The 24,106-nt window shown below is 70.7% G+C and carries 21 protein-coding genes; 6 read left to right on the forward strand and 15 right to left on the reverse strand.

Annotation, left to right across the window (positions count from 1 at the left end; genetic code table 11):
• Positions 1–2: 2 nt before the first annotated feature.
• From AB0G20_RS02175 to hrcA, 6 genes are all read right to left on the reverse strand, one after another.
• On the reverse strand, positions 3–548 hold the full coding sequence (locus tag AB0G20_RS02175; protein ID WP_361294437.1) for a hypothetical protein: 546 nt from the start codon (positions 546–548) through the stop codon (positions 3–5).
• Positions 549–597: 49 nt separating this feature from the next.
• Entirely contained in the window at positions 598–990 is a 393-nt protein-coding gene (locus AB0G20_RS02180; protein ID WP_361294440.1) for a VOC family protein, read from the reverse strand.
• Between the two features lie 16 nt (positions 991–1,006).
• Entirely contained in the window at positions 1,007–1,747 is a 741-nt protein-coding gene (locus AB0G20_RS02185; RefSeq protein ID WP_361294443.1) for a 16S rRNA (uracil(1498)-N(3))-methyltransferase, read from the reverse strand.
• Positions 1,744–2,817: a nitronate monooxygenase gene (locus AB0G20_RS02190; protein WP_361294446.1), complete on the reverse strand. Its 1,074-nt coding sequence runs from the start codon at positions 2,815–2,817 to the stop codon at positions 1,744–1,746. Before AB0G20_RS02190 ends, AB0G20_RS02185 begins: the two co-directional genes overlap by 4 nt.
• Positions 2,818–2,894: 77 nt before the next feature.
• Positions 2,895–4,031 (reverse strand): molecular chaperone DnaJ, encoded by a 1,137-nt coding sequence (gene dnaJ, locus AB0G20_RS02195; RefSeq protein WP_361294449.1) that lies wholly within the window; start codon positions 4,029–4,031, stop codon positions 2,895–2,897.
• On the reverse strand, positions 4,031–5,047 hold the full coding sequence (gene hrcA / locus AB0G20_RS02200; protein ID WP_033306349.1) for a heat-inducible transcriptional repressor HrcA: 1,017 nt from the start codon (positions 5,045–5,047) through the stop codon (positions 4,031–4,033). Before hrcA ends, dnaJ begins: the two co-directional genes overlap by 1 nt.
• 171 nt (positions 5,048–5,218) lie before the next feature.
• Here hrcA and AB0G20_RS02205 point away from each other — a divergent pair, with 171 nt between their 5' ends.
• Positions 5,219–5,950, forward strand: coding sequence for an MBL fold metallo-hydrolase (locus AB0G20_RS02205; RefSeq protein WP_361294452.1), 732 nt, complete (start codon positions 5,219–5,221; stop codon positions 5,948–5,950).
• Positions 5,951–5,981: 31 nt separating this feature from the next.
• Positions 5,982–6,782, forward strand: coding sequence for a DUF3097 domain-containing protein (locus AB0G20_RS02210; protein WP_361294455.1), 801 nt, complete (start codon positions 5,982–5,984; stop codon positions 6,780–6,782).
• Positions 6,783–6,887: 105 nt separating this feature from the next.
• Here the strand turns inward: AB0G20_RS02210 and hemW are convergent, their stop codons facing one another.
• Both hemW and AB0G20_RS02220 read right to left on the reverse strand, forming a co-directional pair.
• Positions 6,888–8,120, reverse strand: a complete 1,233-nt coding sequence (gene hemW / locus AB0G20_RS02215) for a radical SAM family heme chaperone HemW (protein WP_361294458.1) — start codon at positions 8,118–8,120, stop codon at positions 6,888–6,890.
• A gap of 27 nt (positions 8,121–8,147) precedes the next feature.
• The gene (locus AB0G20_RS02220) at positions 8,148–10,235 is read right to left on the reverse strand and encodes a SpoIIE family protein phosphatase (protein WP_361295778.1); all 2,088 of its coding nucleotides are present in this window, start codon (positions 10,233–10,235) and stop codon (positions 8,148–8,150) included.
• Positions 10,236–10,547: 312 nt separating this feature from the next.
• On the opposite strand from AB0G20_RS02220, the gene AB0G20_RS02225 reads away from it, so the two are divergent.
• A complete protein-coding gene (locus AB0G20_RS02225) occupies positions 10,548–14,693 on the forward strand; it encodes a HAMP domain-containing protein (RefSeq protein WP_361294461.1) in 4,146 nt (1,381 codons plus the stop codon).
• On the forward strand, positions 14,690–15,160 hold the full coding sequence (locus tag AB0G20_RS02230; protein ID WP_361294464.1) for a response regulator: 471 nt from the start codon (positions 14,690–14,692) through the stop codon (positions 15,158–15,160). Before AB0G20_RS02225 ends, AB0G20_RS02230 begins: the two co-directional genes overlap by 4 nt.
• Before the next feature lie 6 nt (positions 15,161–15,166).
• On the opposite strand, the gene AB0G20_RS02235 is transcribed toward AB0G20_RS02230, so the two are convergent.
• Complete coding sequence (locus tag AB0G20_RS02235) at positions 15,167–17,041, reverse strand: AMP-dependent synthetase/ligase (RefSeq protein ID WP_361294467.1); 1,875 nt, start codon at positions 17,039–17,041, stop codon at positions 15,167–15,169.
• A gap of 248 nt (positions 17,042–17,289) precedes the next feature.
• Positions 17,290–19,158, reverse strand: coding sequence for a translation elongation factor 4 (gene lepA, locus AB0G20_RS02240; RefSeq protein ID WP_142164001.1), 1,869 nt, complete (start codon positions 19,156–19,158; stop codon positions 17,290–17,292).
• 241 nt (positions 19,159–19,399) lie between these two features.
• Between lepA and rpsT the strand changes: the two genes are divergently transcribed.
• Positions 19,400–19,666, forward strand: coding sequence for a 30S ribosomal protein S20 (rpsT, locus tag AB0G20_RS02245; protein WP_361294470.1), 267 nt, complete (start codon positions 19,400–19,402; stop codon positions 19,664–19,666).
• A gap of 175 nt (positions 19,667–19,841) precedes the next feature.
• Here the strand turns inward: rpsT and AB0G20_RS02250 are convergent, their stop codons facing one another.
• Positions 19,842–20,237: a nuclear transport factor 2 family protein gene (locus AB0G20_RS02250; RefSeq protein WP_361294473.1), complete on the reverse strand. Its 396-nt coding sequence runs from the start codon at positions 20,235–20,237 to the stop codon at positions 19,842–19,844.
• Between the two features lie 99 nt (positions 20,238–20,336).
• Between AB0G20_RS02250 and AB0G20_RS02255 the strand changes: the two genes are divergently transcribed.
• Positions 20,337–20,762, forward strand: coding sequence for a VOC family protein (locus tag AB0G20_RS02255; RefSeq protein ID WP_361294476.1), 426 nt, complete (start codon positions 20,337–20,339; stop codon positions 20,760–20,762).
• Positions 20,763–20,841: 79 nt separating this feature from the next.
• On the opposite strand, the gene holA is transcribed toward AB0G20_RS02255, so the two are convergent.
• The 4 genes from holA to AB0G20_RS02275 form a co-directional block, all read right to left on the reverse strand.
• Entirely contained in the window at positions 20,842–21,831 is a 990-nt protein-coding gene (holA, locus tag AB0G20_RS02260) for a DNA polymerase III subunit delta (protein ID WP_361294479.1), read from the reverse strand.
• A gap of 101 nt (positions 21,832–21,932) precedes the next feature.
• Positions 21,933–22,178 carry a hypothetical protein gene (locus AB0G20_RS02265; protein ID WP_361294482.1) on the reverse strand — a complete coding sequence of 82 codons (246 nt, stop codon included), beginning with the start codon at positions 22,176–22,178 and terminating at the stop codon, positions 21,933–21,935.
• A 38-nt stretch (positions 22,179–22,216) separates the two neighbouring features.
• Positions 22,217–23,098, reverse strand: coding sequence for a YceI family protein (locus AB0G20_RS02270; RefSeq protein ID WP_361294485.1), 882 nt, complete (start codon positions 23,096–23,098; stop codon positions 22,217–22,219).
• Positions 23,099–23,272: 174 nt separating this feature from the next.
• Complete coding sequence (locus tag AB0G20_RS02275; protein ID WP_361294488.1) at positions 23,273–24,103, reverse strand: arylamine N-acetyltransferase; 831 nt, start codon at positions 24,101–24,103, stop codon at positions 23,273–23,275.
• Positions 24,104–24,106: the final 3 nt, after the last annotated feature.

The raw sequence follows: 24,106 nt of genomic DNA on the forward strand, positions 1-24,106 counted from the left end.
GATCACTTGCCCTCGACGGGACGGCAGTCCGGGTACCGCTCGCACCAGATGGTCTGGGTGACGGTCACGGTGACGGTCGGCCCGGGCTGCCCGTTCGGGGGCCCGCCGACGGGCGGCGGGCTGGTGGAGTTGCAGTCGCCGAGCCCGTCGACCTCGAACCACACCTTGCCGTCCACCTTGGCGGTGATGTTGCCGCGCACACAGGCACCGTCCACCGCGTGGGTGACCTTGCCGTCGACGGTGATCTCCTTGCCGTCGTCGGTCTCGCCCTCGCAGTCGACGGTCGCGACGGTCCGCTCACGCGCCGAGGGTGACGACTTTCCGCCGTTCTCCCCGTAGGAGGCGGTGCACGTGAGCCAACGCACGCCCGCCTTCTGCCGGTTGAGCTCTTTGGTCACGGTCTCGTCGGTGGTGTACGCGACGGACGCGGAGCTGATGCTGCCGGGTTCACAGGCGACAGCGCCGCCCACCGCCAGCACGGCGAACGTCGCCGCGACCGCCACTCGCCGACCACGCGGCCCCAGCCGATTCCTCCTCGAAGCCCCCATGGAGGGGAGCCTGCCACTGACGGGGGCCGCGCGGTAGGGCGCAAAGGCGTCAGCCGCGCAGCAGCAGCCACTCCTGGAGCTCCACCACGTTGCCCTCGGGGTCCTTGAGATGCGCCACCCGCATCCGGTCCGTCATGGGCACCGGGCCGTGCAGCACCGTGGCGCCGCGCATCGCGATCTCCTCGCAGTACGCGTCCAGCCCGTCCACCCGCAGCACGACCAGGGAGCGGTGCCCCGCCGCCGTGTCGCCCAGTTCGTCGAGCACCCCGGCCATCATCGACCGGTCCTGCAACGCGATCCCCGCCGAGCCCACCGCGGGGCTGAACTTCTCGTACGGCCCCTCCGTCGCCCCCGACTGCGGTTTCAGGCCGAGAACCTCGTCGTAGAACCGGTAGCAAGCGGAGAAGTCGTTCACGAGCAGACGAACCTGCGCGAGTTCCACGGTGCCTCCAAGGGGGTCAGGACCAGCGTCCGGTGCGTGCCAGGAGCACGGCCGCGGCGGCCGTCCCGGCAGTCGATGTGCGCAGCACACTGCGCCCGAGGCGGTACGGCTTCGCCCCCGCCTCCTCGAACAGCGCCAGCTCCGCCGGCGCCACGCCCCCCTCGGGCCCCACGACCAGCACGATCTCGCCGGTGGACGGCAGTTCGGCCGTCGCCAGCGGCGCGTCCCCGCTCTCGTGCAGCACGGCGGCGAACTCCGCTCCCGCCAGCAGGGCGGCGACCTGCTTGGTCGTAGCCGCGTCCGCGACCTCCGGGAAGCGCACCCGGCGGGACTGCTTGCCGGCCTCCCGGGCCGTCGCCCGCCACTTGCCCAGCGCCTTGGCCCCGCGTTCGCCCTTCCACTGCGTGATGCAACGCGCCGCCGCCCACGGCACGATCGCGTCGACACCGACCTCGGTCATGGTCTCGACGGCGAGCTCCCCCCGGTCACCCTTGGGCAGCGCCTGGACGACGGTGACCCGGGGCTGCTCCGGAGACTCCTCGTGCACCGAGTCCAGCTGGAGGATCAACCGGTCCTTGCCTTCCGTGTCGAGCACGACGCAGTCCGCCCAGCGGCCCGCCCCGTCCGTGAGGACGACGTCCTCCCCGGCCCGCAGCCGCTTCACGGAGACGGCATGCCGCCCCTCCGGCCCGTCGAGGATGTACCGGCCGCCGCCGCCCGCGTCGAAGTGCTCGACCACGAACACCGGCGCGGTCACAGCACGCCACCGCCCGTCAACGAGGCCCGGGCGGCGGCCAGTTCCCCGGCCAGTACCTCCACCAGCTGCCCGGCGGGAAGCTCCCGCGCCATCCGGTGCCCCTGCCCGGCCCACAGCGCCATGCCCTGCGCGTCACCGGCCTTGGCGGCGGCCTTGCGCAGCGGCGAGGTGAGGTGGTGGATCTCGGGGTAGGCGGCGGGCGCGTACGGGCCGTGTTCGCGCAGGAAGCGGTTGACGAGGCCGCGCGCGGGCCGGCCGGAGAACGCCCGGGTCAACTCCGTGCGGACGAACAGGGGGTTGGTCAGTGCCTGCTTGTGCAGGGCGTTCGCGCCGGACTCGTGGGTGGCGAGGAAGGCGGTGCCCAGCTGGGCCGCGCTCGCCCCCGCCGCGAGGACCCCGGCGATCTGGCCGCCGCGCATGATGCCGCCGGCGGCGACGATCGGGATGCTCACGGCCTCCCGGACCTGGGCGACCAGCGACAGCAGCCCGATGCCGGAACCGTCCGTCTCGGGGACGTCCCGGTGGGTGCCCTGGTGACCGCCGGCCTCGACGCCCTGGGCGATGACCCCGTCCGCGCCCGCCCGCTCCACGGCCCGGGCCTCGTCGGGGGTGGTCGCGGCGGCCAGGACGAAGGAGCCGACGCGGTGCAGGGTGTCGACGACCTCACGGCTCGGGACGCCGAAGTGGAACGACACCACCGGCACGGGGTTGTCGCGCAGCACCACGAGCTTGGCCTCGAAGCCGTCGTCGCGTCCACTGTCCGGATCGCCGAGCTCGGCCTCGTACCAGGTGGCCTCGCCGGCCAGCTGGTGGGCGTAGACATCGATGGCGGCGGGGTCGGCGTACTCCGGCTGCGGCATGAAGACGTTGACGCCGAAGGGCCTGCCGGTGAGGCTCCGGAGCTGCTTGATCTCCTGGTACATCCCGTCGGCGGTCTTGTACCCGGCGGCGAGGAAACCGAGCCCGCCCGCCTCGCACACGGCGGCGGCGAGCTGCGGTACGGAAACGCCGCCCGCCATGGGGGCCTGCACGATCGGGAGGGGGAAGAGATCGGTCAGTGCGGAGGACATGACCGCATGTTGTCACGTCCTCCGAACAACTCCGAAACCGGCCTGCCGACTGGCATAGACCAGAAGCACGCTCGGTCTCAGCGCCCGTTGAAGGCGTCCTTCAACCGCGAGAACAGCCCCTGCTGCCCAGGTTGGAACTGCCCCGTGGGGCGCTCCTCGCCGCGGAGCTTGGAGAGCTCGCGGAGCAGGCGTTCCTGCTCGGGGTCGAGCTTGGTCGGGGTCTGGACCTCGACGTGGACGATGAGGTCGCCGCGTCCGCCACCCCGCAGGTGCGTGACGCCCCGGCCGTGCAGCGGGATCGACTGGCCGGACTGGGTGCCCGGGCGGATGTCGACCTCCTCCATGCCGTCGAGCGTCTCCAGCGGCACCTTCGTGCCGAGGGACGCCGCCGTCATGGGGATCGTCACCGTGCAGTGCAGGTCGTCGCCGCGCCGCTGGAACGTACTGTGCGGCAGTTCGTGGATCTCGACGTAGAGATCACCGGCCGGACCGCCGCCGGGACCGACCTCGCCCTCGCCGGCCAGCTGGATCCGGGTGCCGTTGTCGACACCGGCCGGGATCTTGACCGTGAGCGTGCGGCGGGACCGGACGCGGCCGTCGCCCGCGCACTCCGGGCACGGAGTCGGGACGACCGTGCCGAACCCCTGGCACTGCGGGCAGGGGCGGGACGTCATGACCTGGCCCAGGAAGGACCGGGTGACCTGCGAGACCTCACCGCGGCCGCGGCACATGTCACACGTCTGGGCGGAGGTGCCCGGGGCCGCGCCCTCACCGTTGCAGGTGTTGCAGACGACGGCCGTGTCGACCTGGATGTCCTTCGTCGTGCCGAAGGCCGCCTCGTCGAGCTCGATCTCGATGCGGATCATCGCGTCCTGGCCGCGGCGGGTGCGCGAGCGCGGTCCGCGCTGCGACGCCGTGCCGAAGAACGCGTCCATGATGTCCGAGAAGTTCCCGAAGCCACCGGCTCCGAAGCCGCCCGCGCCGCCGCCGCCGGCCTGCGAGAGCGGGTCGCCGCCGAGGTCGTAGACCTGCTTCTTCTGCGGGTCCGACAGCACCTCGTAAGCGGCGTTGATCTCCTTGAACCGCTCCTGGGTCTTCGGATCGGGGTTGACGTCCGGGTGCAGCTCGCGGGCGAGCCGCCGGAAGGCCTTCTTGATCTCTTCCTGCGACGCGTCGCGGCGCACGCCGAGTACGGCGTAGTAGTCCGTGGCCACTACGACTCCGCCAGGATCTGTCCGACGTACCGTGCCACTGCGCGTACCGCTCCCATCGTTCCCGGGTAGTCCATGCGGGTCGGTCCGACCACGCCGAGCTTGGCGACTGCCTCGCCGCCCGAACCGTAGCCGACCGACACGACGGACGTGGAGTTGAGTCCTTCGTGGGCGTTCTCGTGACCGATCCGTACGGTCACGCCCGGATCCTTCGCCTCGCCGAGCAGCTTGAGGAGCACGACCTGCTCCTCCAGCGCCTCCAGCACCGGCCGGATCGTGAGGGGGAAGTCATGCCCGAAGCGGGTCAGATTGGCGGTGCCGCCGATCATCAGCCGCTCCTCGTTCTCCTCGACGAGCGTCTCCAGAAGTGTGGAGAGCACCGTAGAGACCGTACCCCGGTCCTCGTGCTCGAACGCCTCGGGGAGATCCTCCACCAGACTCGGCACATCCGCGAAACGGCGGTTCGCCACACGGCTGTTGAGCCGGGCGCGCAGATCCGCGAGCGAGGCGTCGCCGAAGGGCGCCGGGCAGTCGACCACCCGCTGCTCGACCCGCCCGGTGTCCGTGATCAGCACGAGCATCACGCGCGCGGGCGCCAGGGAGAGCAACTCCACATGCCGCACGGTGGACCGGGTCAGCGACGGGTACTGCACGACGGCGACCTGACGCGTGAGCTGCGCGAGCAGCCGTACCGTACGCGCCACGACGTCGTCGAGGTCGACGGCACCCTCGAGGAAGTTCTGGATCGCGCGCCGCTCGGGCGCGGTCATCGGCTTGACGCCGGCGAGCTTGTCGACGAACAGCCGGTAGCCCTTGTCGGTGGGGATGCGCCCGGCGCTGGTGTGCGGCTGGGCGATGTACCCCTCGTCCTCGAGGGCCGCCATGTCGTTGCGGACGGTGGCCGGGGAGACGCCGAGGCTGTGCCGCTCGGTGAGGGCCTTGGAGCCCACCGGCTCCTCGGTGCCGACGTAGTCCTGGACGATGGCGCGCAGCACCTGAAGCCTGCGTTCACTGAGCATCGCGCACACCTCCAGAAGTCGTCCGCCCGTTGTCCTGCCTGTCGAGCCTGGCACTCTGCGCGTGCGAGTGCCAGCATTCCCCGGCCCAGTGTACGGCGGTGGGGTACACCCCCGGCAAGGCTGGTCGTGCGGCGCCGTACCCCGAGCGGGGTGCACCGCTAGCGTCGCCGTATGAGGGTGACTTGGGAAGACCTCGGATGGGAGCGCGTCGCCGCCGGGGTGGGGCGGTGCCGGCTGCCGGTGTGGGACTGCACGGCGGGGCTGGTCGCCGGTGAGGGCGCGGCCCTCATGATCGACGCGGGGTCGAGCCTCGCCGAGGGCGCGAAGCTGCGCGCGCAGGCGCAGTCGCTCACGGGTCACCGTGTGACGCATCTCGCGCTGACCCATCCCCACTTCGACCATGTCTTCGGGGCGCCGGCGTTCACGGACACCGAGGTGTTCGGGGCGGTGGGCGTGGACGCGGTGCTGACGCGGGTGCGGGACCGGGCGGAGTTGCGCGCGGACGCGGTCCGGCACGGCCTGGCGGCGCCGACGGCCGAGGAGGCGGCGGAGCGGCTGGCCCCGCCCGGCCACCTGGTCTCCGGCGAGTGGACCCTCGACCTGGGCGGCGGGTGCCAGGTGCTGCTGGCGAACGTCGGGCCGGGACACACCGCGCACGACCTGGCGGTGCTGGTGCCGGGCGATCCGGAGGTGGTGTTCTGCGGTGACCTGGTCGAGGAGTCCGGCGAGCCCCAGGCGGGCCCCGACGCGGTGCCGTCGCACTGGCCGGCCGCCCTGGACCGGCTGCTCGACCTGGGCGGTGAGGACGCGGTGTACGTACCCGGTCACGGAGCGGTGGTGGACGCGGCGTTCGTGCGGGCGCAACGGGACGCCCTGGCGGCGCGTTTCGGCGTGTCTCCGTGATCACCCACCGGCTTCTCCTATCGTCATTCGAATGCGCCAGTACTCCGCCGATCTGACCCCGCCGTGGAAGAAGCCCCAGCCGGTGCCCGAGGTTCCGGCGGAGCCGGGCCTGGTGGTGGAGGAGCCGGGGACCGGTTTCTGCGGCGCGGTGATCCGCTGCGAGGCGGGCACGGTGACGCTGGAGGACCGCTTCGGCAAGCACCGCGTGTTCCCGATGGAGCCGCGCGGCTTCCTGCTGGAGGGCAGGGTGGTGACCCTCGTCCGCCCGGCGCCGGGCGGCCCCGCACGTCCCAGCCGCACGGCCTCCGGGTCGGTCGCCGTCCCCGGCGCACGCGCGCGTGTCGCCCGCGCCGGCCGCATCTACGTCGAGGGCCGCCACGACGCCGAGCTGGTCGAACGGGTGTGGGGCGACGACCTGCGCATCGAGGGCGTGGTCGTGGAGTACCTGGAGGGCGTCGACGACCTCCCGTCGATCGTGGACGCCTTCGCGCCCGGCCCCGACGCCCGCCTCGGCGTCCTGGTCGACCACCTGGTGCCGGGCACCAAGGAGTGGCGCATCGCCCAGTCCGTCACCAGCGACCACGCCCTGATCGTCGGCCACCCGTACATCGACATCTGGGAGGCGGTGAAACCGTCGTCCCTGGGCATCGAATCCTGGCCACGGGTCCCGCGTGGCCAGGACTGGAAGACGGGCGTGTGCAGGGCACTGGGCTGGCCGGAGAACACGGGGGCGGCCTGGCAGCGGATCCTGTCGGGGGTGCGGTCGTACAAGGACCTGGAGCCGGAGCTGCTGGGCCGCGTGGAGGAACTGATCGACTTCGTGACGGCGTAGCTGCGGGCATGCGTGCCGCTAGGGGCGGCACCCGTCCCAAGGAGAGCGGCACCCCGTTACGCCGGGCTGCGAAACCCCCCGGCCTCAGCACGAACACCGAGCACCTCAGTCCACCAGATCCCGCACGACCCCATCCGCCAGCAACCGCCCCCGCAGGGTCAGCACGGCCCGCCCTTCCTCGTACGAGGCTTCCTGGAGCAGTCCGTCCGACAAGGCCTTGCGCGAGGCGGCCAGCCCCTCCGGCCTGAGCAGGGACAGCGGTACGCCCTCCCTGAGCCGCAGCTCCAGCAGAATCCGCTCGACCCGCCGGTCCTCGTCGCTCAGCAGCTCCCGCCCGGCCCCGGGCGAGCGCCCCGCCGCCAGGGCGGCCGCGTACGCCCCCGGATGCTTCACGTTCCACCACCGCACCCCGCCCACATGGCTGTGCGCACCGGGCCCGGCGCCCCACCAGTCGGCCCCCCGCCAGTACAGCTCGTTGTGCAGACAGCGCCCGGCCTGCGAGGTCGCCCAGTTCGACACCTCGTACCACTCGAAGCCCGCACCCGAGAGAACCTCGTCCGCGATCAGGTACCGGTCGGCGTGGACGTCGTCGTCGGTCATCGGCACCTCGCCCCGGCGGATCCGGCGGGCCAGCTGCGTCCCCTCCTCGACGATCAGGGCGTAGGCGCTGACATGGTCCGGCCCGGCCCCCAGCACCGCGTCCAGCGACGCCCGCCAGTCGTCGTCGGACTCACCAGGCGTGCCGTAGATCAGGTCGAGATTCACATGCTCGAACCCGGCCGCCCGGGCCTCCGCCACGCACGCCTCGGGCCGCCCCGGCGTGTGCGTACGGTCCAGCACCTTCAGCACATGCTGCCGCGCGCTCTGCATCCCGAAGGAGATCCGGTTGAAGCCCCCCTCGCGCAGCGTCGCCAGGTACGCGGGATCGACCGACTCGGGATTCGCCTCCGTCGTGACCTCGGCATCCTCCGCCAAGCCGAACTCGTCGCGGACGGCCTGCAGCATCCGTACGAGATCACCGGCGTCCAGCAGCGTGGGCGTGCCCCCGCCCACGAACACCGTGCGGACCGGCCGCGGGTCGTCGCCCAGCACCTTGCGCGCCAGCCGGACCTCGTCGGCCAGCGTCTCGGCGTAGTTGTCGCGCGACGCGAGCACCCCGCCGGTGCCGCGCAGCTCGGTCGCGGTGTACGTGTTGAAGTCGCAGTAGCCGCAGCGGGTCGCGCAGTACGGAACGTGCAGGTAGAACCCGAGCGGACGATCGGTGGCCCCGGCGAGCGCGAATGCGGGCAGCGCGCCGTCGTCGGGGACGGGCTCGCCGTCGGGGAGTGCGGAAGGCATGCCTTCCATTGTCCAGCACCCGCGCGGTCAGTCCGCCTGGAGCACCAGCAGTGCGAGATCGTCCGCCGGCGGCCGCGCCCCGAACTCGTGCACCAGCCGGTTGATCCGCTCGGCTATCAGCTCGGCGTCCAGCCCGGCGCACCCGGCCAGCGCCGCCGCGAGCCCGTCCCCGTCGTCGAACTGGCGGGAGCCCGAGCGGCGCTCGGTCACGCCGTCGGTGACGCACAGCAGGGTGTCGCCGGACCGCAGCTCGAAGGTCTCGCTGGTGTAGGTGGCGTCCTCGATGACGCCGAGGAGGGTCTGGGGCTGGGCGGCCGTGTGGACCTCGCCGCCCGCCCCGAGCAGCAGGGGCAGCGGGTGCCCGGCGGAGGCGACGGTGCAGCGGACACCGCCGTCGAAGGGGACGAGTTCCCCGTACAGCAGGGACAGGAAGCGCGTCTGGGGGCCGTCGCCGGGCGGGGTCGGCCGCGCCCCCGCGGCCACCAGTGCCCGGGCCGCCGCGTCGGCGGCCTCCGTGGCGTCGTCGAGCAGCAGCTGGTTGAGGCGGTCGAGGACGTCGGCGACCCGGTAGCCCTCGCGGGCCAGCAGCCGCAGCCAGGGCCGGGCCAGGCCGATGACGACGGCCGCCTCGGGCCCCTTGCCCTGGACGTCGCCGACGGCGAAGCACCAGCGGCCGTCGCCCGCCGGGAACAGGTCGTAGAAGTCACCGCTGGGCCCGCCCTTGTCGCACGGCTCGTAGACGAGGGCGCTGCGCATGCCGGGGATCTCGGCCACGGCGCCGGGCAGCAGTCCGCGCTGGAGGACGGCGCTGATGGTGGCCTGGCGGGCGTACTGCCGGGCGGCGCCGATGGCGAGGGCGACCCGGCGGCTGAGGTCCTCGACGAGACCGGTGATCTCGTCGGGGAAGCCGGCCGTTCCGGAGCGCCCGATGACGAGGGTGCCCAGCGGGCGTCCCCCGGCGACCAGCCGGTACGCGAGGGCCGAGCCGGGCTCGCCGTCACCGAGCGCCTCGCCGGGCCAGGGGTACTCGACGGGCCCGGACCCGCCCTGCTCCCGGCCGCGTTCGAACGGGGAGGCCCCCATCGGGTCGAACGGCTGCGGCGGGTCCTTCTCCAGGACGCGACGCAGCTCCTCGATGCGGTTCTCGCTGCCGTGCCAGACCCGGGCGAGGCGCGGTCCGCCCGCGCCGGCTCCGCCGCTCCAGCCGCCGCCGGTGGCCTCGTCCTCCAGCCACACCGCGCACCAGTCGGCCAGCCGGGGCACGATCAGCTGTCCGGCGAGGGCCGCGACCAGGTCCTCGTCGAGCTGCCCGGCGAGCAGGTCGGAGGCCTCGGCGAGGAAGGAGAGGGCGCCGCGGCCGAGCCAGGCGCCGTCGGGTCCGTTGCGTCCGTGTCGGCTCTCGTGCCGGTCCCGCCAGTCCCGTAAGTCGTTCCAGTCACGCAGGTCACGGGACTCCCGCAAGTCGGGCCAGTCCCGGGCTTCTCCGCCCTCCCGTGAGTCCCACGTCTCCCCTCCCTCACGTGAGTCCCACAGGTCTCCTCCGCCACGCCAGGCGCGTACGGCCTCCCCCACCTGGTCGCCCGGGCGCGGCTCGGGCGCCAGGATCTCCGCCACCCGCAGGCCGCGCGCCAGCGCGTGCTCCCCGGCGTACGCCTCGATCTGCTCCCCCGCCGCGCACCCCCCGGCGGGCAGCCGCGCCCACACGGTCTTCCGGCCCGTGCGGTACGTGATCCCCCACGCTTCGGAGAGCGCGCCGACGAGCCGCAGGCCCCGCCCGTACTCGGGGGTGTCGTGCGGCGTCTCCGGTTCGCTGCCGCGCGGCGCGCGGGAGGGGTGGTGGTCGGAGACCTCGACCACCAGCGCGGCCGTGTCCGGGGCGTCGCCCTCCAGCCGGCACTCCAGCTCGACGTCGGTGCCGGCGTGCACGACGGCGTTCGTGACGAGTTCGCTGACGACGAGCGTGGCGTCGTCGGCGAGGCGGCCGGTGAAGTGCTCGGCGCCGGGCAGGCCGAGCCCGGTCCACTCGGCGAGCGCCCCGCGCACCAGGGCGCGCGCGGCGCCCGGCGCGCTGGAACTGCCGGACAGGGTTGCGTGCGCCCGCGCGCGCTCCTGCACGGGCGCCTCGGAGGCGGACCCGGGCGCCGCGCAGACCGGCGCACGCTGATCGGGGGCGAGTGTCCCGGCGGACGGTGTGATCACCTCCGCGGACGGTGCGGGCTCCTCGGAAACGGGCCCCTCCTGGACGGGCACGGGCGTCTCCCAAGCGTGTGCAGGCGCCTCTGAGGCACGGGAAGCGGTCTCCCGTTGCGTCGGAATGGCCCCCATGGACAGCTCCCCGGGCAGTTCGTACGAATACGCCACAGTCGATGCCGACAGAGTGACAGACTGACCCCGCCCATAAGCGCCGAGTTACCGAAGTGGGCCGCCATGAGTGAGAACAGTGCTACTCCTGTGGTCGAAGACCGGTACGAAGACGGTCAGATTCGTGCATCCGAGCTGCGTCCCCTGCTGGCCGCCATGACGGCGGCACGCGACGGCGACTTCACAAAGGTGCCGGAATCCGGCCACGGAATGGTGGCCGAACTCACCGCGGTCTTCAACCAGATCATGGACCGCAGCGTCCACTTCACCTCCGAGGTGCAGCGCGTCAGACGGGAGCTGGTGCGGCACGGCCGGCTCGACGAGCGACTCTCGGCCAGCCCGGGCCAGGGCCTGTGGACCTCCCGGGTCAACGACGTGAACCAGCTGCTCGACGCCCTGGTCGCCCCCACAACAAACGCCACGCGCGTGCTGGACGCGGTGGCCGGCGGCGATCTGACCCAGCGGGTCGATCTGCACGACGGCACGCGGCAGTTGCGCGGCGATCTGCGGCGTCTGGGCCGGGCCGTGAACAAGATGGTCGACCAGCTCTCCCTGTTCACCGGCGAGGTGACGCGGGTCGCCCGTGAGGTCGGCACCGAGGGCCGGCTCGGCGGCCGGGCCAAGGTGCAGGGCCTGTCGGGCAGTTGGCGGGACGTGACGGAGGCCGTCAACACGATGGCGTCCCGGCTGACGGCCCAGGTGCGGGACATCGCGGCGGTGACGACGGCGGTGGCCCGCGGCGACCTGACCCGCACGGTCACGGTGGAGGCGACCGGCGAGTTGCTGGAGCTGAAGCTGACCGTCAACACGATGGTCGACCAGCTCTCCGCCTTCGCCGACGAGGTCACCCGGGTGGCCCGCGAGGTCGGCACCGAGGGCCAGTTGGGCGGCCGGGCGCAGGTACGGGGCGTGTCGGGGGTGTGGAAGGACCTCACCGACAACGTCAACTTCATGGCGTCGAACCTGACCTCGCAGGTCCGCAACATCGCCCAGGTGACGACGGCCGTGGCCAACGGCGACCTGTCCCAGAAGATCACGGTCGACGCGCAGGGCGAGATCCTGGAGCTCAAGTCGACCATCAACACGATGGTCGACCAGCTCTCCGCCTTCGCCGACGAAGTGACCAGGGTCGCCCGCGAGGTCGGCACGGAGGGCAACCTCGGTGGGCGGGCTCAGGTCCGGGGCGTCTCCGGGGTCTGGAAGGACCTCACCGACAACGTCAACTTCATGGCCGACAACCTCACCTCCCAGGTGCGCAACATCGCCCTCGTCTCCACCGCCGTCGCCCAGGGCGATCTCGGCAAGAAGATCACGGTGGAGGCCAAGGGCGAGATCCTGGAGCTGAAGTCCACGATCAACACGATGGTCGACCAGCTCTCCGCCTTCGCCGACGAGGTGACCAGGGTCGCCCGCGAGGTCGGCACGGAGGGCAACCTCGGCGGCCAGGCCCAGGTCCGGGGCGTCTCCGGGGTCTGGAAGGACCTCACCGACAACGTCAACTTCATGGCGCTGAACCTGACCTCCCAGGTCCGCAACATCGCCCAGGTGACGACGGCCGTCGCCAACGGCGACCTGTCGAAGAAGATCACGGTCGACGCGCGCGGCGAGATCCTGGAACTGAAGGACACCGTCAACACGATGGTGGAGCAGCTGCGCGCCTTCGCCGACGAGGTGACCCGCGTGGCCCGCGAGGTCGGCACCGACGGGCGGCTCGGCGGCCGGGCCCAGGTGTTGGGCGTATCCGGCGTCTGGCGGGACCTGACGGACAACGTCAACTACATGGCCGACAACCTCACCTCCCAGGTCCGCAACATCGCCCAGGTCGCGACGGCCGTGGCGCAGGGCGACCTGTCCCGGAAGATCGACGTGGACGCGCGCGGCGAGATCCTGGAGCTGAAGACCACCATCAACACGATGGTCGACACGCTGTCCTCCTTCTCCTCGGAGGTCACGCGCGTCGCCCGCGAGGTCGGCTCCGAGGGCCAACTGGGCGGCCAGGCCCGGGTCGAGGGCGTCTACGGCACCTGGAAGCGCCTGACGACCAACGTCAACGAACTCGCGTCGAACCTCACCACCCAGGTCCGCGCCATCGCCGAGGTCGCCTCCGCCGTGGCCCAGGGCGACATGTCCCGCTCGATCACGGTGGAGACGCAGGGCGAGGTCGCCGAGCTGAAGGACAACATCAACCTGATGGTGGCCAACCTGCGCGAGACGACCCGCGCGAAGGACTGGCTGGAGTCCAACCTGGCCCGGCTCGCCGCCCTGATGCAGGGCCACCGGGACCTCATGGAGGTCGCCGACCTGATACTCCGCGAGCTGACCCCGCTGGTGAACGCCCAGTACGGCGCGTTCTACCTGGCCGACCCCGACGAGGACAGCGCGGGCCCGCGCACCACCGTGCCGATCAAGGGCCTGGCCTTCATCGCCGGGTACGGCGCCGCCCAGGACGCGACCGTCGAGACCGGCGGCCTGCCGGTGCACGGTCTGGTCGCGCAGGCGGCCAGGGAGAAGAAGCGGATCCTCGTGGAAGGCGCCCCGCCCGACTACATCAAGATCAACAGCGGCCTCGGCGAGGCGGCCCCGACCACGATCGTCATCATCCCGATCCTCTTCGAGGACAAGCTCCTCGGCGTCATCGAACTCGCCTCGTTCTCCCGCTTCTCCGATGTGCACCTGGCGTTCTTCGACCAGTTCGTCAACACCATCGGCGTCGCCATCAACACGATCATCGCCAACTCCCGCACGGAGTCCCTGCTCGGCGAGTCCCAGCGCCTCGCCATGCAGCTCCAGGAACGCTCCGACGAACTCCAGAAGCAGCAGGGCGAACTCCAGCGCTCCAACGCCGAACTGGAGGAGAAGGCCGCCCTGCTGGCCACGTCCTCGCAGTACAAGTCGGAGTTCCTGGCCAACATGTCGCACGAGCTGCGCACGCCGCTGAACTCCCTGCTGATCCTGGCCCGGCTGCTCTCCGACAACCCGGACGGCCATCTCTCCGACCAGGAGGTGCAGTTCGCGACGACGATCCACCGCTCGGGCTCGGACCTGCTCCAGCTGATCAACGACATCCTGGACCTGTCGAAGATCGAGGCCGGCCGGATGGACGTACGCCCCAAGCGGCTGCCGCTCATCAAGCTGCTCGACTACGTCCACGCCACCTTCCGCCCCCTCACCATCGACCGGGGGCTGGCCTTCGAGGTCGCGGTCGGCGAGGACGTACCGCGCGAGATGTACTCGGACGAGCAGCGGCTCCAGCAGATCCTGCGCAACCTGCTCTCCAACGCGATCAAGTTCACCGCCAGCGGCAAGGTCGAGCTGCGGGTGGACCGGGTGCGGGACGGCGAGCACCGACGGGGGTCCCCCCGATCGAGCGAAGTCGAGAGTGGGGGAGGAACCGAGAGTGGGGGTGTCCGGGACACCGACGACGTCATCGCGTTCGCCGTGTCCGACACCGGCATCGGGATCGCGCCGGAGAAACTCCCGGTGATCTTCGAGGCGTTCCAGCAGGCCGACGGCACCACCAACCGTAAGTACGGCGGCACCGGCCTCGGCCTGTCCATCAGCCGGGAGATCGCGGGCCTGCTCGGCGGCCGGATCGTCGCGGCGAGCGAACCCGGCAAGGGCTCCACGTTCACCCTCTACGTCCCCGTCGTCAGCCCCGGTCACACGGCTCCCGTGCCGCTCCCCGAGGACCGCACCGACCTGCCCCTGCCGCTCCAGCCGACCAGCGGGCCCTTCCCGGTCGCGCACGACACGGACGACGCCTGGCCGTCGCCGACGAAGCTGGAGGCGTGGACGTCCGGCAGGCCGGGCCGGATCCTGGCCGGGCGACGGGTGCTGATCGTCGACGACGACATCCGCAACGTCTTCGCCCTCACCCATGTCCTGGGCCGGGTCGGCATGACCGTGCTGTACGCGGAGAACGGCCGCGAGGGCATCGAGACCCTGGAGCGCAGCGCGGACGTCGAACTGGTCCTGATGGACATCATGATGCCGGAGATGGACGGCTACGAGACCATCTCCGCGATCCGCCGCACACCCCGCTGGGCGGGCCTGCCGATCGTGGCGCTGACCGCCAAGGCGATGCCCGGCGACCGGGAGAAGTCCATCGCCCGCGGTGCCAACGACTACGTGCCCAAGCCGGTGGACATCGACGGCCTGCTGACGGTGGTGTGCGAACTTCTTGACCCCGAGGGCACGGAAGAAGAGGCATGAGCAGCGCGGCCACTTACCCCGAACGTGCCGGAATCCTCCTGGTCGACGACATGGAGGACAACCTGACCGCCCTGGAGGCGGTCCTCGCCTCCCTCAACGAACCGCTGGTACGCGCCCGTTCGGGCGAGGAGGCGATGAAGGCGCTGCTGCGGCAGCCGATCGCCCTGGTCCTGCTCGACATCCGCATGCCCGGCATGGACGGCTTCGAGACGGCCGCCCACATCAAGCGCCTCGACCAGACCCGGGACGTCCCGATCATCTTCCTGACCGGCGCGGACGACGACTCGGGCTACGCCTTCCGCGGCTACGCCACCGGCGCCGCCGACTACGTGACCAAGCCCTTCGACCCCTGGGTCCTCAGGGCCAAGGTCAGCGTCTTCCTGGACCTCTACCGCAAGGGCAGAGAGGTGGAGCGCCTGCGCGCGGAGGTCCAGGAGTTGCGACGCCGGGTTGATCCGGAGGCCTGAGGGCCCCTACCGCTCACGAGAGCCGTCGTACATCTCCTCGATCAGGTGCTTGTACTCCCGCTCCACCACCGGCCGCTTCAGCTTCAGACTCGGCGTGATCTCACCGTGCTCGACGTCGAGATCCCGCGGCAGCAGCCGGAACTTCTTGATGGTCTGCCAGCGCTGAAGCCCCTCGTTGAGCTGCTTCACATATCCGTCGACCATCTCGACGGTCACCGGCGCGGCGACGATCTCCGCGTACGACTTCCCCTGGAGCCCGTTGTCCTTGGCCCATTCGGTGATCGCGGCCTCGTCGAGCGCGATGAGCGCCGTGCAGAAGTTCCGGTCGGCCCCGTGCACCAGGATGTTGGACACGTACGGGCACACCGCCTTGAACTGTCCCTCGACCTCCGCCGGGGCGATGTACTTGCCGCCCGAGGTCTTGATGAGGTCCTTCTTGCGGTCGGTGATCCGCAGGTACCCGTCGGGCGACAGCTCCCCGATGTCCCCGGTGTGGAACCAGCCGTCCGGCTCCAGCACCTCGGCCGTCTTCTCGGGCAGCTTGTGGTAGCCCTCCATGATGCCCGGGCCGCGCAGCAGGATCTCCCCGTCGTCGGCGATCCGCACCTCGGTGCCGGGCAGCGGCTTGCCGACGGTGCCGGTGCGGTAGGCCTCGCCCGGGTTCACGAAGGACGCCGCCGAGGACTCGGTCAGGCCGTAGCCCTCCAGGATGTGGATGCCGGCGCCCGCGAAGAAGTAGCCGATCTCCGGCGACAGGGCGGCGGAACCCGAGACGCACGCGCGCAGGTTCCCGCCGAAGGCCTCACGGATCTTGGCGAACACCAGCGCGTCGGCCACCTTGTGCTTCGCGCCCAGCGAGAACGGCACGGACGCGGTCCCGGTCCGCCGGAAGTTGTCCTGGGAGACCTTGGCGTACTCGCGGGCCACCTCGGCGGCCCACTGGAAGATCTTGTACTTGGCGCCGCCGCCCGCACGGGCCTTCGCGGCCACGCCGTTGTAGACCTTCTCGAAGATGCGCGGCACGGCCGCCATGTACGTCGGCTGCACCACCGGCAGGTTCTCGATGATCTTGTCGACCCGGCCGTCCACGGCGGTGACGTGCCCGACCTCGATCTGCCCGGAGGTCAGCACCTTGCCGAAGACGTGCGCGAGCGGCAGCCACAGGTACTGCACGTCCTCGGTGCTGACCAGCCCGGTCGCGGCGATCGCCTTCGCCATGTACGACCAGTTGTCGTGCGGCAGGCGCACACCCTTGGGGCGGCCCGTGGTGCCGGAGGTGTAGATGAGGGTGGCCAGCTGGTCCTTGCTGATCGCGCCGACCCGCTCCTTGATCAGGTCCGGGTCCTTCTCCAGCCGGGCCGCGCCGCGCTTCTCCAGCTCGTCCAGGGTGAGGATCCAGTCGGCGGTCTCGACACCGGCCGCGTCGATCACCACGACATGCGTCAGCTCGGGCAGCTCGGCGCGCTTCTCCTGGGCCTTGGCCAGCTGCTCGGCGTTCTCCGCGATCAGCACCCGGCTCTCGGAGTCCGACAGGATGTACGCCGACTCGTCGGCGTTGGTCTGCGGATACACCGTGGTCGTGGCCGCGCCGGCGCACATGATGCCGAGGTCGGCGAGGATCCACTCGATCCGGGTGCCGGCGGCGAGCGCGACGCGCTGTTCCGGCTGCACGCCCAGCTCGATGAGTCCCGCCGCGATGGCGTAGACCCGCTCGGCGGCCCGCGCCCAGCTCAGCGACTTCCACTCGTCAGGTCCCTGGCCCGCGGACGATGGGACCGGATACCGATAGGCCTCGGCGTCCGGCGTGGCCGTCACGCGCTCCAGGAAGAGGCCCGCCACGGACGGCGGACGGTTCTCGATCAGGGTCTGTGCGTCGCTCACGACATCCTCCGGGGCCCGCGACAGTGCGGCTGGCTCAGGTGCGGCTGGGTTCACTCACGAGCCTTGTTTAACTCGTGAGTAACTATCGAGCAGGGATCAGAGTAAAGGGCGACCGGCCGCGGCGTAAGGGTCCGCGGCCTGTCACTTCGTACAGAGAGCTACCCCGCATACGCACAGGGCCCGCCGCACTTTCGCACGACGAGCCCCTGTTCAACCCGGATTGCGGTGTAACCCACGGTAATCCGTGATTACTTCTTGCCCTTGCCCGACCCCGCGCTGTCATCGCTCGACAGGACGGCGATGAAGGCCTCCTGCGGAACCTCTACGGAACCCACCATCTTCATCCGCTTCTTGCCCTCCTTCTGCTTCTCCAGCAGCTTCCGCTTACGGGAGATGTCACCGCCGTAGCACTTGGCGAGGACGTCCTTGCGGATGGCGCGGATGGTCTCGCGGGCGATGACCCGGGAGCCGATGGCCGCCTGCACGGGGATCTCGAAGGCCTGGCGCGGGATCAGCTCGCGCAGCTTGGCGACGAGCCGTACTCCGTACGCGTACGCGGCGTCCTTGTGGGTGACGGCGGAGAAGGCGTCGACACGGTCGCCGTGCAGCAGGATGTCGACCTTCACCAGCTGGGCGTCCTGCTCGCCGGTGGGCTCGTAGTCCAGGGAGGCGTAGCCGCGGGTCTTGGACTTCAGGTTGTCGAAGAAGTCGAAGACGATCTCCGCGAGCGGGAGCGTGTAGCGGATCTCGACGCGGTCCTCGGAGAGGTAGTCCATGCCGAGGAGCGTGCCGCGGCGGGTCTGGCAGAGCTCCATGATCGAGCCGATGAACTCGCTGGGGGCGAGGATCGTGGCCCGGACGACCGGCTCGAAGACCTTGTCGATCTTGCCCTCGGGGAACTCGCTCGGGTTGGTGACCGTGTGCTCCTTCCCGTCCTCCATGATCACGCGGTAGACCACGTTGGGCGCGGTGGCGATGAGTTCGAGGTTGAACTCGCGCTCCAGGCGCTCACGGATGACGTCCAGGTGCAGCAGGCCGAGGAAGCCGACGCGGAAGCCGAAGCCGAGGGCCGCGGAGGTCTCGGGCTCGTAGACCAGGGCGGCGTCGTTGAGCTGGAGCTTGTCCAGCGCCTCGCGCAGGTCCGGGTAGTCCGAGCCGTCCAGCGGATAGAGGCCGGAGAAGACCATCGGCTTCGGGTCCTTGTACCCGCCGAGGGCTTCGGTGGCGCCCTTCTCCTTGCTGGTGATGGTGTCACCGACCTTGGACTGACGGACGTCCTTCACGCCGGTGATGATGTAGCCCACCTCGCCGACGCCGATGCCGTCGGCCGGGGTCATCTCGGGCGACGAGACGCCGATCTCCAGGAGCTCGTGCGTGGCGCCGGTCGACATCATCTTGATGCGCTCGCGCTTGTTGAGCTGCCCGTCGACGACACGGACGTACGTGACCACGCCGCGGTAGGAGTCGTAGACCGAGTCGAAGATCATCGCGCGGGCGGGGGCGTCCTTGACGCCGACCGGGGGCGGGACGTCGCGGACGACCCGGTCCAGGAGCGCGTCCACACCGACGCCGGTCTTCGCCGAGACCTTGAGCACGTCCTCGGGCTGGCAGCCGATGAGGTTGGCGAGCTCCTCGGAGAACTTCTCCGGCTGGGCAGCCGGCAGGTCGATCTTGTTCAGCACAGGGATGATCTTGAGGTCGTTCTCCATCGCCAGATACAGGTTGGCGAGGGTCTGCGCCTCGATGCCCTGGGCGGCGTCGACCAGGAGGATGGTCCCCTCGCACGCGGCGAGCGACCGTGAGACCTCATAGGTGAAGTCGACGTGCCCCGGGGTGTCGATCATGTTGAGGATGTGCGTGTCGCTCTTGTCATGGGTGGGAGCCCACGGCAGACGCACCGCCTGTGACTTGATCGTGATGCCACGCTCGCGCTCGATGTCCATGCGGTCGAGGTACTGGGCACGCATCTGCCGCTGCTCGACCACTCCGGTCAGCTGGAGCATCCGGTCGGCGAGGGTGGACTTGCCGTGGTCGATGTGCGCGATGATGCAGAAGTTGCGGATCAGCGCCGGGTCGGTACGGCTCGGCTCGGGCACATGGCTAGGGATCGCGGGCACGCAGGGTCCTGATTCTTGAGGCGTCCGCAGGGTCTGCGGTCTCGGGTCGGATCGATACGTAGCCTCCATGGTCCCACGGGTGGCGACCATGGACGGGTTTGGGCCGTGGAAGGGGCCGCTGGTAGCCTGGGTGGCTGTGCCTCATGCCCTCTTGCAGGAGGCACGACCTCAAGAAATCACCCGGTGCGGGAATCGTGCGGTATCCGTGCGGCCTCGTGCCAGAACCTGAGAAGGCTCATTCGTGGCGAACATCAAGTCCCAGATCAAGCGGATCAAGACCAACGAGAAGGCGCGGCTGCGCAACAAGGCCGTCAAGTCCTCCCTCAAGACCGCGATCCGCAAGGCCCGTGAGGCTGCTGCCGCGGGTGACGTCGAGAAGGCCACCGAGTACCAGCGCGTCGCCGCGCGTCAGCTCGACAAGGCCGTCTCGAAGGGCGTCATCCACAAGAACCAGGCTGCCAACAAGAAGTCTGCGCTGGCTCAGAAGGTCGGCGCGCTCAAGGGCTGACATCTGATGTGACGCCGGAGGGAATCGAGCGGGCCCTCTCTCATCCGCTCCCGTCCGGCACCCCTCGGATCCGCGCGCGGCCTGCGTTCGCCACGCGGGCGCGGATCCTGCAGCTTGAATCGAAGGCCCCGCCTTCCGCTCTTCCCCAGGGCGGCCGGCGGGGCCTTCGGCCTGTTCAGGACCAGAACTCGTTGTTCTTGTCGATGTCCTCGACGCATTCGTCCAGGTCGGTGACCTTGTCGCCGACGATCCGGAAGATGATGCAGCCCGTGTCGTCGAGGCGCTTGCCGTTGCGCTCGGCCGTGAAGTGGTTCATGCCGACCGCATGACCGCGGCCGTCGACACAGATGCCGATCAGCTCGGCGCGCATCGTCCCGTTGGTCTCCGCGCCGAGCCGCTCGTACATCTCGATGATCGAGTCCACCCCTTTGAAGTCGCCCGACAACGGGTGATTCCCGGGTACGTGGTGGGTGGCGTCCGCTGCCATCATCCCGCGCAAGGTGTCCATGTCCCCTTGCGAGAAGGCCTCGAATCCCTTGCGGACCAGCGCTGCGTGCGGGTGTTCAGCCATGGCCTTCGCCACCTCTCGTCATTTGGCGACGTACGGCTGATACACCCGATTCTCCTCTTCGGCAGGAGGAGGGCGACTCGATCACGGCACAGTGGAGACATGGACGCAGACGACACGAGCGCGCCGGCCCTGGTCCGCGCGGCGACCAGACTCCCCGCCCAGGACCTGGAGCGGGCGCGGCGCTTCTACTCCGAGAAACTCGGTCTGGACCCCGTCGACGAACGCCCCGGCGGGCTGCTCTACCGGTGCGGCGGCGCGGAGTTCGTCCTCTTCCGGTCGACGGGGGCCTCGCCCGGCACCTTCACGCAGATGGCGTTGGAGGTGGCGGACATCGAGGCGGCGGTCGCGGAGCTGAAGCGGCGTGGCGTGGTGTTCGAGGAGGTCGACGCGCCCGGCTTCCGCACGGAGGGCGGAATCGCCGAGATCGAGGGGAACTACCCGAGCAAGGGCGCGCGGGGCGAACGCGGCGCCTGGTTCCACGACAGCGAGGGGAATCTGCTGGGCGTGGGGGAGCCGGTTTTCTGAGGTCGGGGGGTATCAGGAGGGAGCCGCCCGGGCCGGGGTCCGGCTCTCCCCTGAGGCGAACGCCCCGGCCCGGGTCCTACTAGCCGCGCCCCCTGGAGCGGGCCGCGCGGGCGATGGTGACCACTGCCTTCTCCAGCGCGTACTCGGGGTCGTCGCTCCCGCCCTTCACGCCCGCGTCCGCCTCGGCCACGGCCCGCAGCGCGACCGACACCCCGTCCGGGGTCCAGCCCCGCATCTGCTGCCGCACCCGGTCGATCTTCCACGGCGGCATTCCCAGCTCCCGCGCGAGATCGGCCGGCCGGCCCCCGCGCGCGGACGACAGCTTCCCGATCGCCCGGACGCCCTGCGCGAGCGCGCTCGTGATCAGCACCGGCGCCACCCCGGTCGCCAGCGACCAGCGCAACGCCTCCAGGGCCTCCGCCGCCCGCCCCTCGACCGCCCGGTCGGCGACCGTGAAGCTCGACGCCTCGGCGCGCCCGGTGTAGTACCGCCCGACGACCGCCTCGTCGATCGTCCCCTCGACGTCCGCGACCAGCTGCGACACCGCCGAGGCCAGCTCCCGCAGATCGCTGCCGATCGCGTCGACGAGCGTCTGGCACGCCTCCGGAGTGGCGGATCGCCCCGTCGCCCTGAACTCTCCCCGCACGAACGCCAGCCGGTCCGCCGGCTTCGTCATCTTGGGGCAGGCCACCTCACGCGCCCCGGCCTTGCGCGCCGCGTCGAGCAGCCCCTTGCCCTTGGCCCCGCCGGCATGCAGCAGCACGAGGGTGATCTCCTCGGCGGGGGCCCCGAGATAGCCCTTCACGTCCTTGATCGTGTCGGCCGACAGATCCTGCGCGTTGCGTACGACCACGACCTTGCGCTCCGCGAAGAGCGACGGGCTCGTCAGCTCGGCGAGTGTGCCGGGCTGCAACTGGTCCGGGGTCAGGTCCCGTACGTCCGTGTCGGCGTCGGCGGCCTTCGCGGCGGCCACCACCTCCTGCACCGCACGGTCGAGGAGCAGGTCCTCCTGGCCCACGGCGAGTGTCACCGGGGCGAGAGGGTCGTCATTCGCAGTCTTCCTGGCCATCGCGACAAGCATCCCACGCGCCACTGACAGCGGGTCCCTACGGACCGGGACGTGCGCCCACGGACGACCAGGCGCGAAGACCAGGCGCTAAGACCAGACGCCTACGGTTCCTCCCGCCAGCCCTCCCACTCGCCGGCCAGCCGGTCCAGCTCCCCGGCATCCAGCCGCTCGTCCTCGTCCCGCAGGACGACCAGCCACTGCGCGTCCTCGGCATCGTCCTCGCCGGCCAGCGCGTCCCGCACCAGCTGCGGCTCCTCGACGACCCCGAACCGCTCCCGCAGCGCCTCCACCACCTCTTCCGCGGCATCACGGTCGGGCAGCACCAGCACATGTCGCACATCACTCACGCCGGACATTGTCCGACACCGCCTCGCGGCCCGGACGCTCAGCCCTTGCGGACGACCTGCACATCGAGGTCGACCCTGATGCTCGGCCCCACCACCGCGATGCCCCGCGCCAGCATGGTCTGCCAGCTCACGGTGAAGTCGTCCCGGTGCAGCTCGGTCGTGGCCCGGCAGGCCGCCCGCACCTCGCCCTCCATGCCGTTGCCCAGGCCCAGGTACTCCGTGTCCAGCGTGACCGTCCGCGTCACGCCGTGCAGCGACAGCGCCCCCGTGACGGCCCACCGGTTCCCGCCCTTGTGCACGAACCGTTCGCTGTAGAACTCCAGCGTCGGGAACCTCTCGACGTCCAGGAAGTCCGCCGACCGCAGATGGTCGTCGCGCATCCTCATGTTGGTGTCGATGGACGCCGCGTCGATCACCACGTGCATCGCCGACCGCTCCACCGGATCGGCGACGCGTATGACCCCCGCGAACGACTTGAACTGCCCGTGGATCCGGGCCAGTCCGATGTGCCGCGCGGTGAAGGCGAGCGAGGAGTGCGCCGACTCGATCTCCCAGTCACCGGCATCCGGAAGCTCCGGCGGCCGGGCCACCTGCAGCGTCACGTCCCCGAGCGACGCGAGCGTGTTCTCCGCGACCTGCGTCGTCGCCCGGTACGGCGTGTACCCCTCAGCCGACACCGCGAGCCGGTACTCCCCCGCCGGCACCGTCGTCACGAACGACCCGTACGGATCCGCTCCCCCGCTGACCACCGGGCGCCCCACGGCGTCCGTGACCGCGAACTCCGCGTTCCTGACCGGCTCGTTGACCGGGTCCAGCACCCGGCAGGCCAGCACCCCCGCGCTCGGCGGGGTCGGCACCGCCGCCAGGGGACTCGTCCGTTGCACCCGGTTGGTGCGGCTTCCCCGCCAGCGGCCGATCATCCACGACTCCCCTGAGTGACTCGAAATCGCCTGTTGATCACTGTTGATCACACGTTGCCGAAGATGCATTCGACCACCAGTGAGGCTTTCGAGGCAACACGGGACCACATCACGGGAATCCAGCAGATGTGCTGGTACTACGCACGAGTAGCCCCGTGTGGCCGGAATTGACTTCTACGCGGGATTTCGCAGCACCGGCACCTCGTCGAGCTCGATCCCGAAGCGCTCCCGGTACACGCCGAGTACCTCCTCGTCCGTCTCCAGCACCCGCTCCTCCCGCGTCCCGTCGGCCGCCGTCACCGTCAGCCTGCGCCCGCTGAGCGTGATCCGTCCTCCCTCGTCCGTCACCCGGGAACAGACCAGCGACCGCGTGAAATGCGACACCGACGACGTGCTGTGCCACCACGCCCCGGCAACGAAGTCGCCGAGCGCCCGCGGCCGCACCTCCAGGCGGTACTGCGCCCTGCCGTCCCGGGACACGTCCAGGTCCGCCGCCTCCACCGTGCCGTGCCCGCCGCGCACCCCGGCCGCGTCCGGCCCCGCCTCGACGATCCGGAACGTGCCTCCCGGATCCTCCTGCTCCCCCCGTTCCCCGAACGCCAGCGGAAGGTGGCTGTGCGCCCCGAACCCGACGTCGGCCAGCCAGTCACCCCCGTCCACCGTCCGCACCCGCAACGCGAGATGGTCGTACGGGATCCCCAGCCGCTTCTCGTCCCCGTACACCCGCGCCGCCAGCAACGCCACGTCGTACCCCAGCGCGGCGAGCAACGCCCCGAAGGAACCGTTGAGTTCGTAGCAGAACCCACCCCGCCGCGCGCCCACCACCTTGTCCAGCAGCCGCTTCTCCTCCAGCACGATCTCCTCGCCCAGATGGATCGAGAGGTTCTCGAACGGCACGGTCTGCAGGTGCCGCAGGTGCAGCTCGCGCAGCGCGTCGACGGTGGGCCACGCCGGGTGCTCGACTCCCAGTCGGCGGAGATAGGCATCAACCTGTGCTGAGTTCATGCC

This window comes from Streptomyces sp. NPDC024017 (assembly GCF_040638895.1).
Lineage (GTDB): Bacteria > Actinomycetota > Actinomycetes > Streptomycetales > Streptomycetaceae > Streptomyces.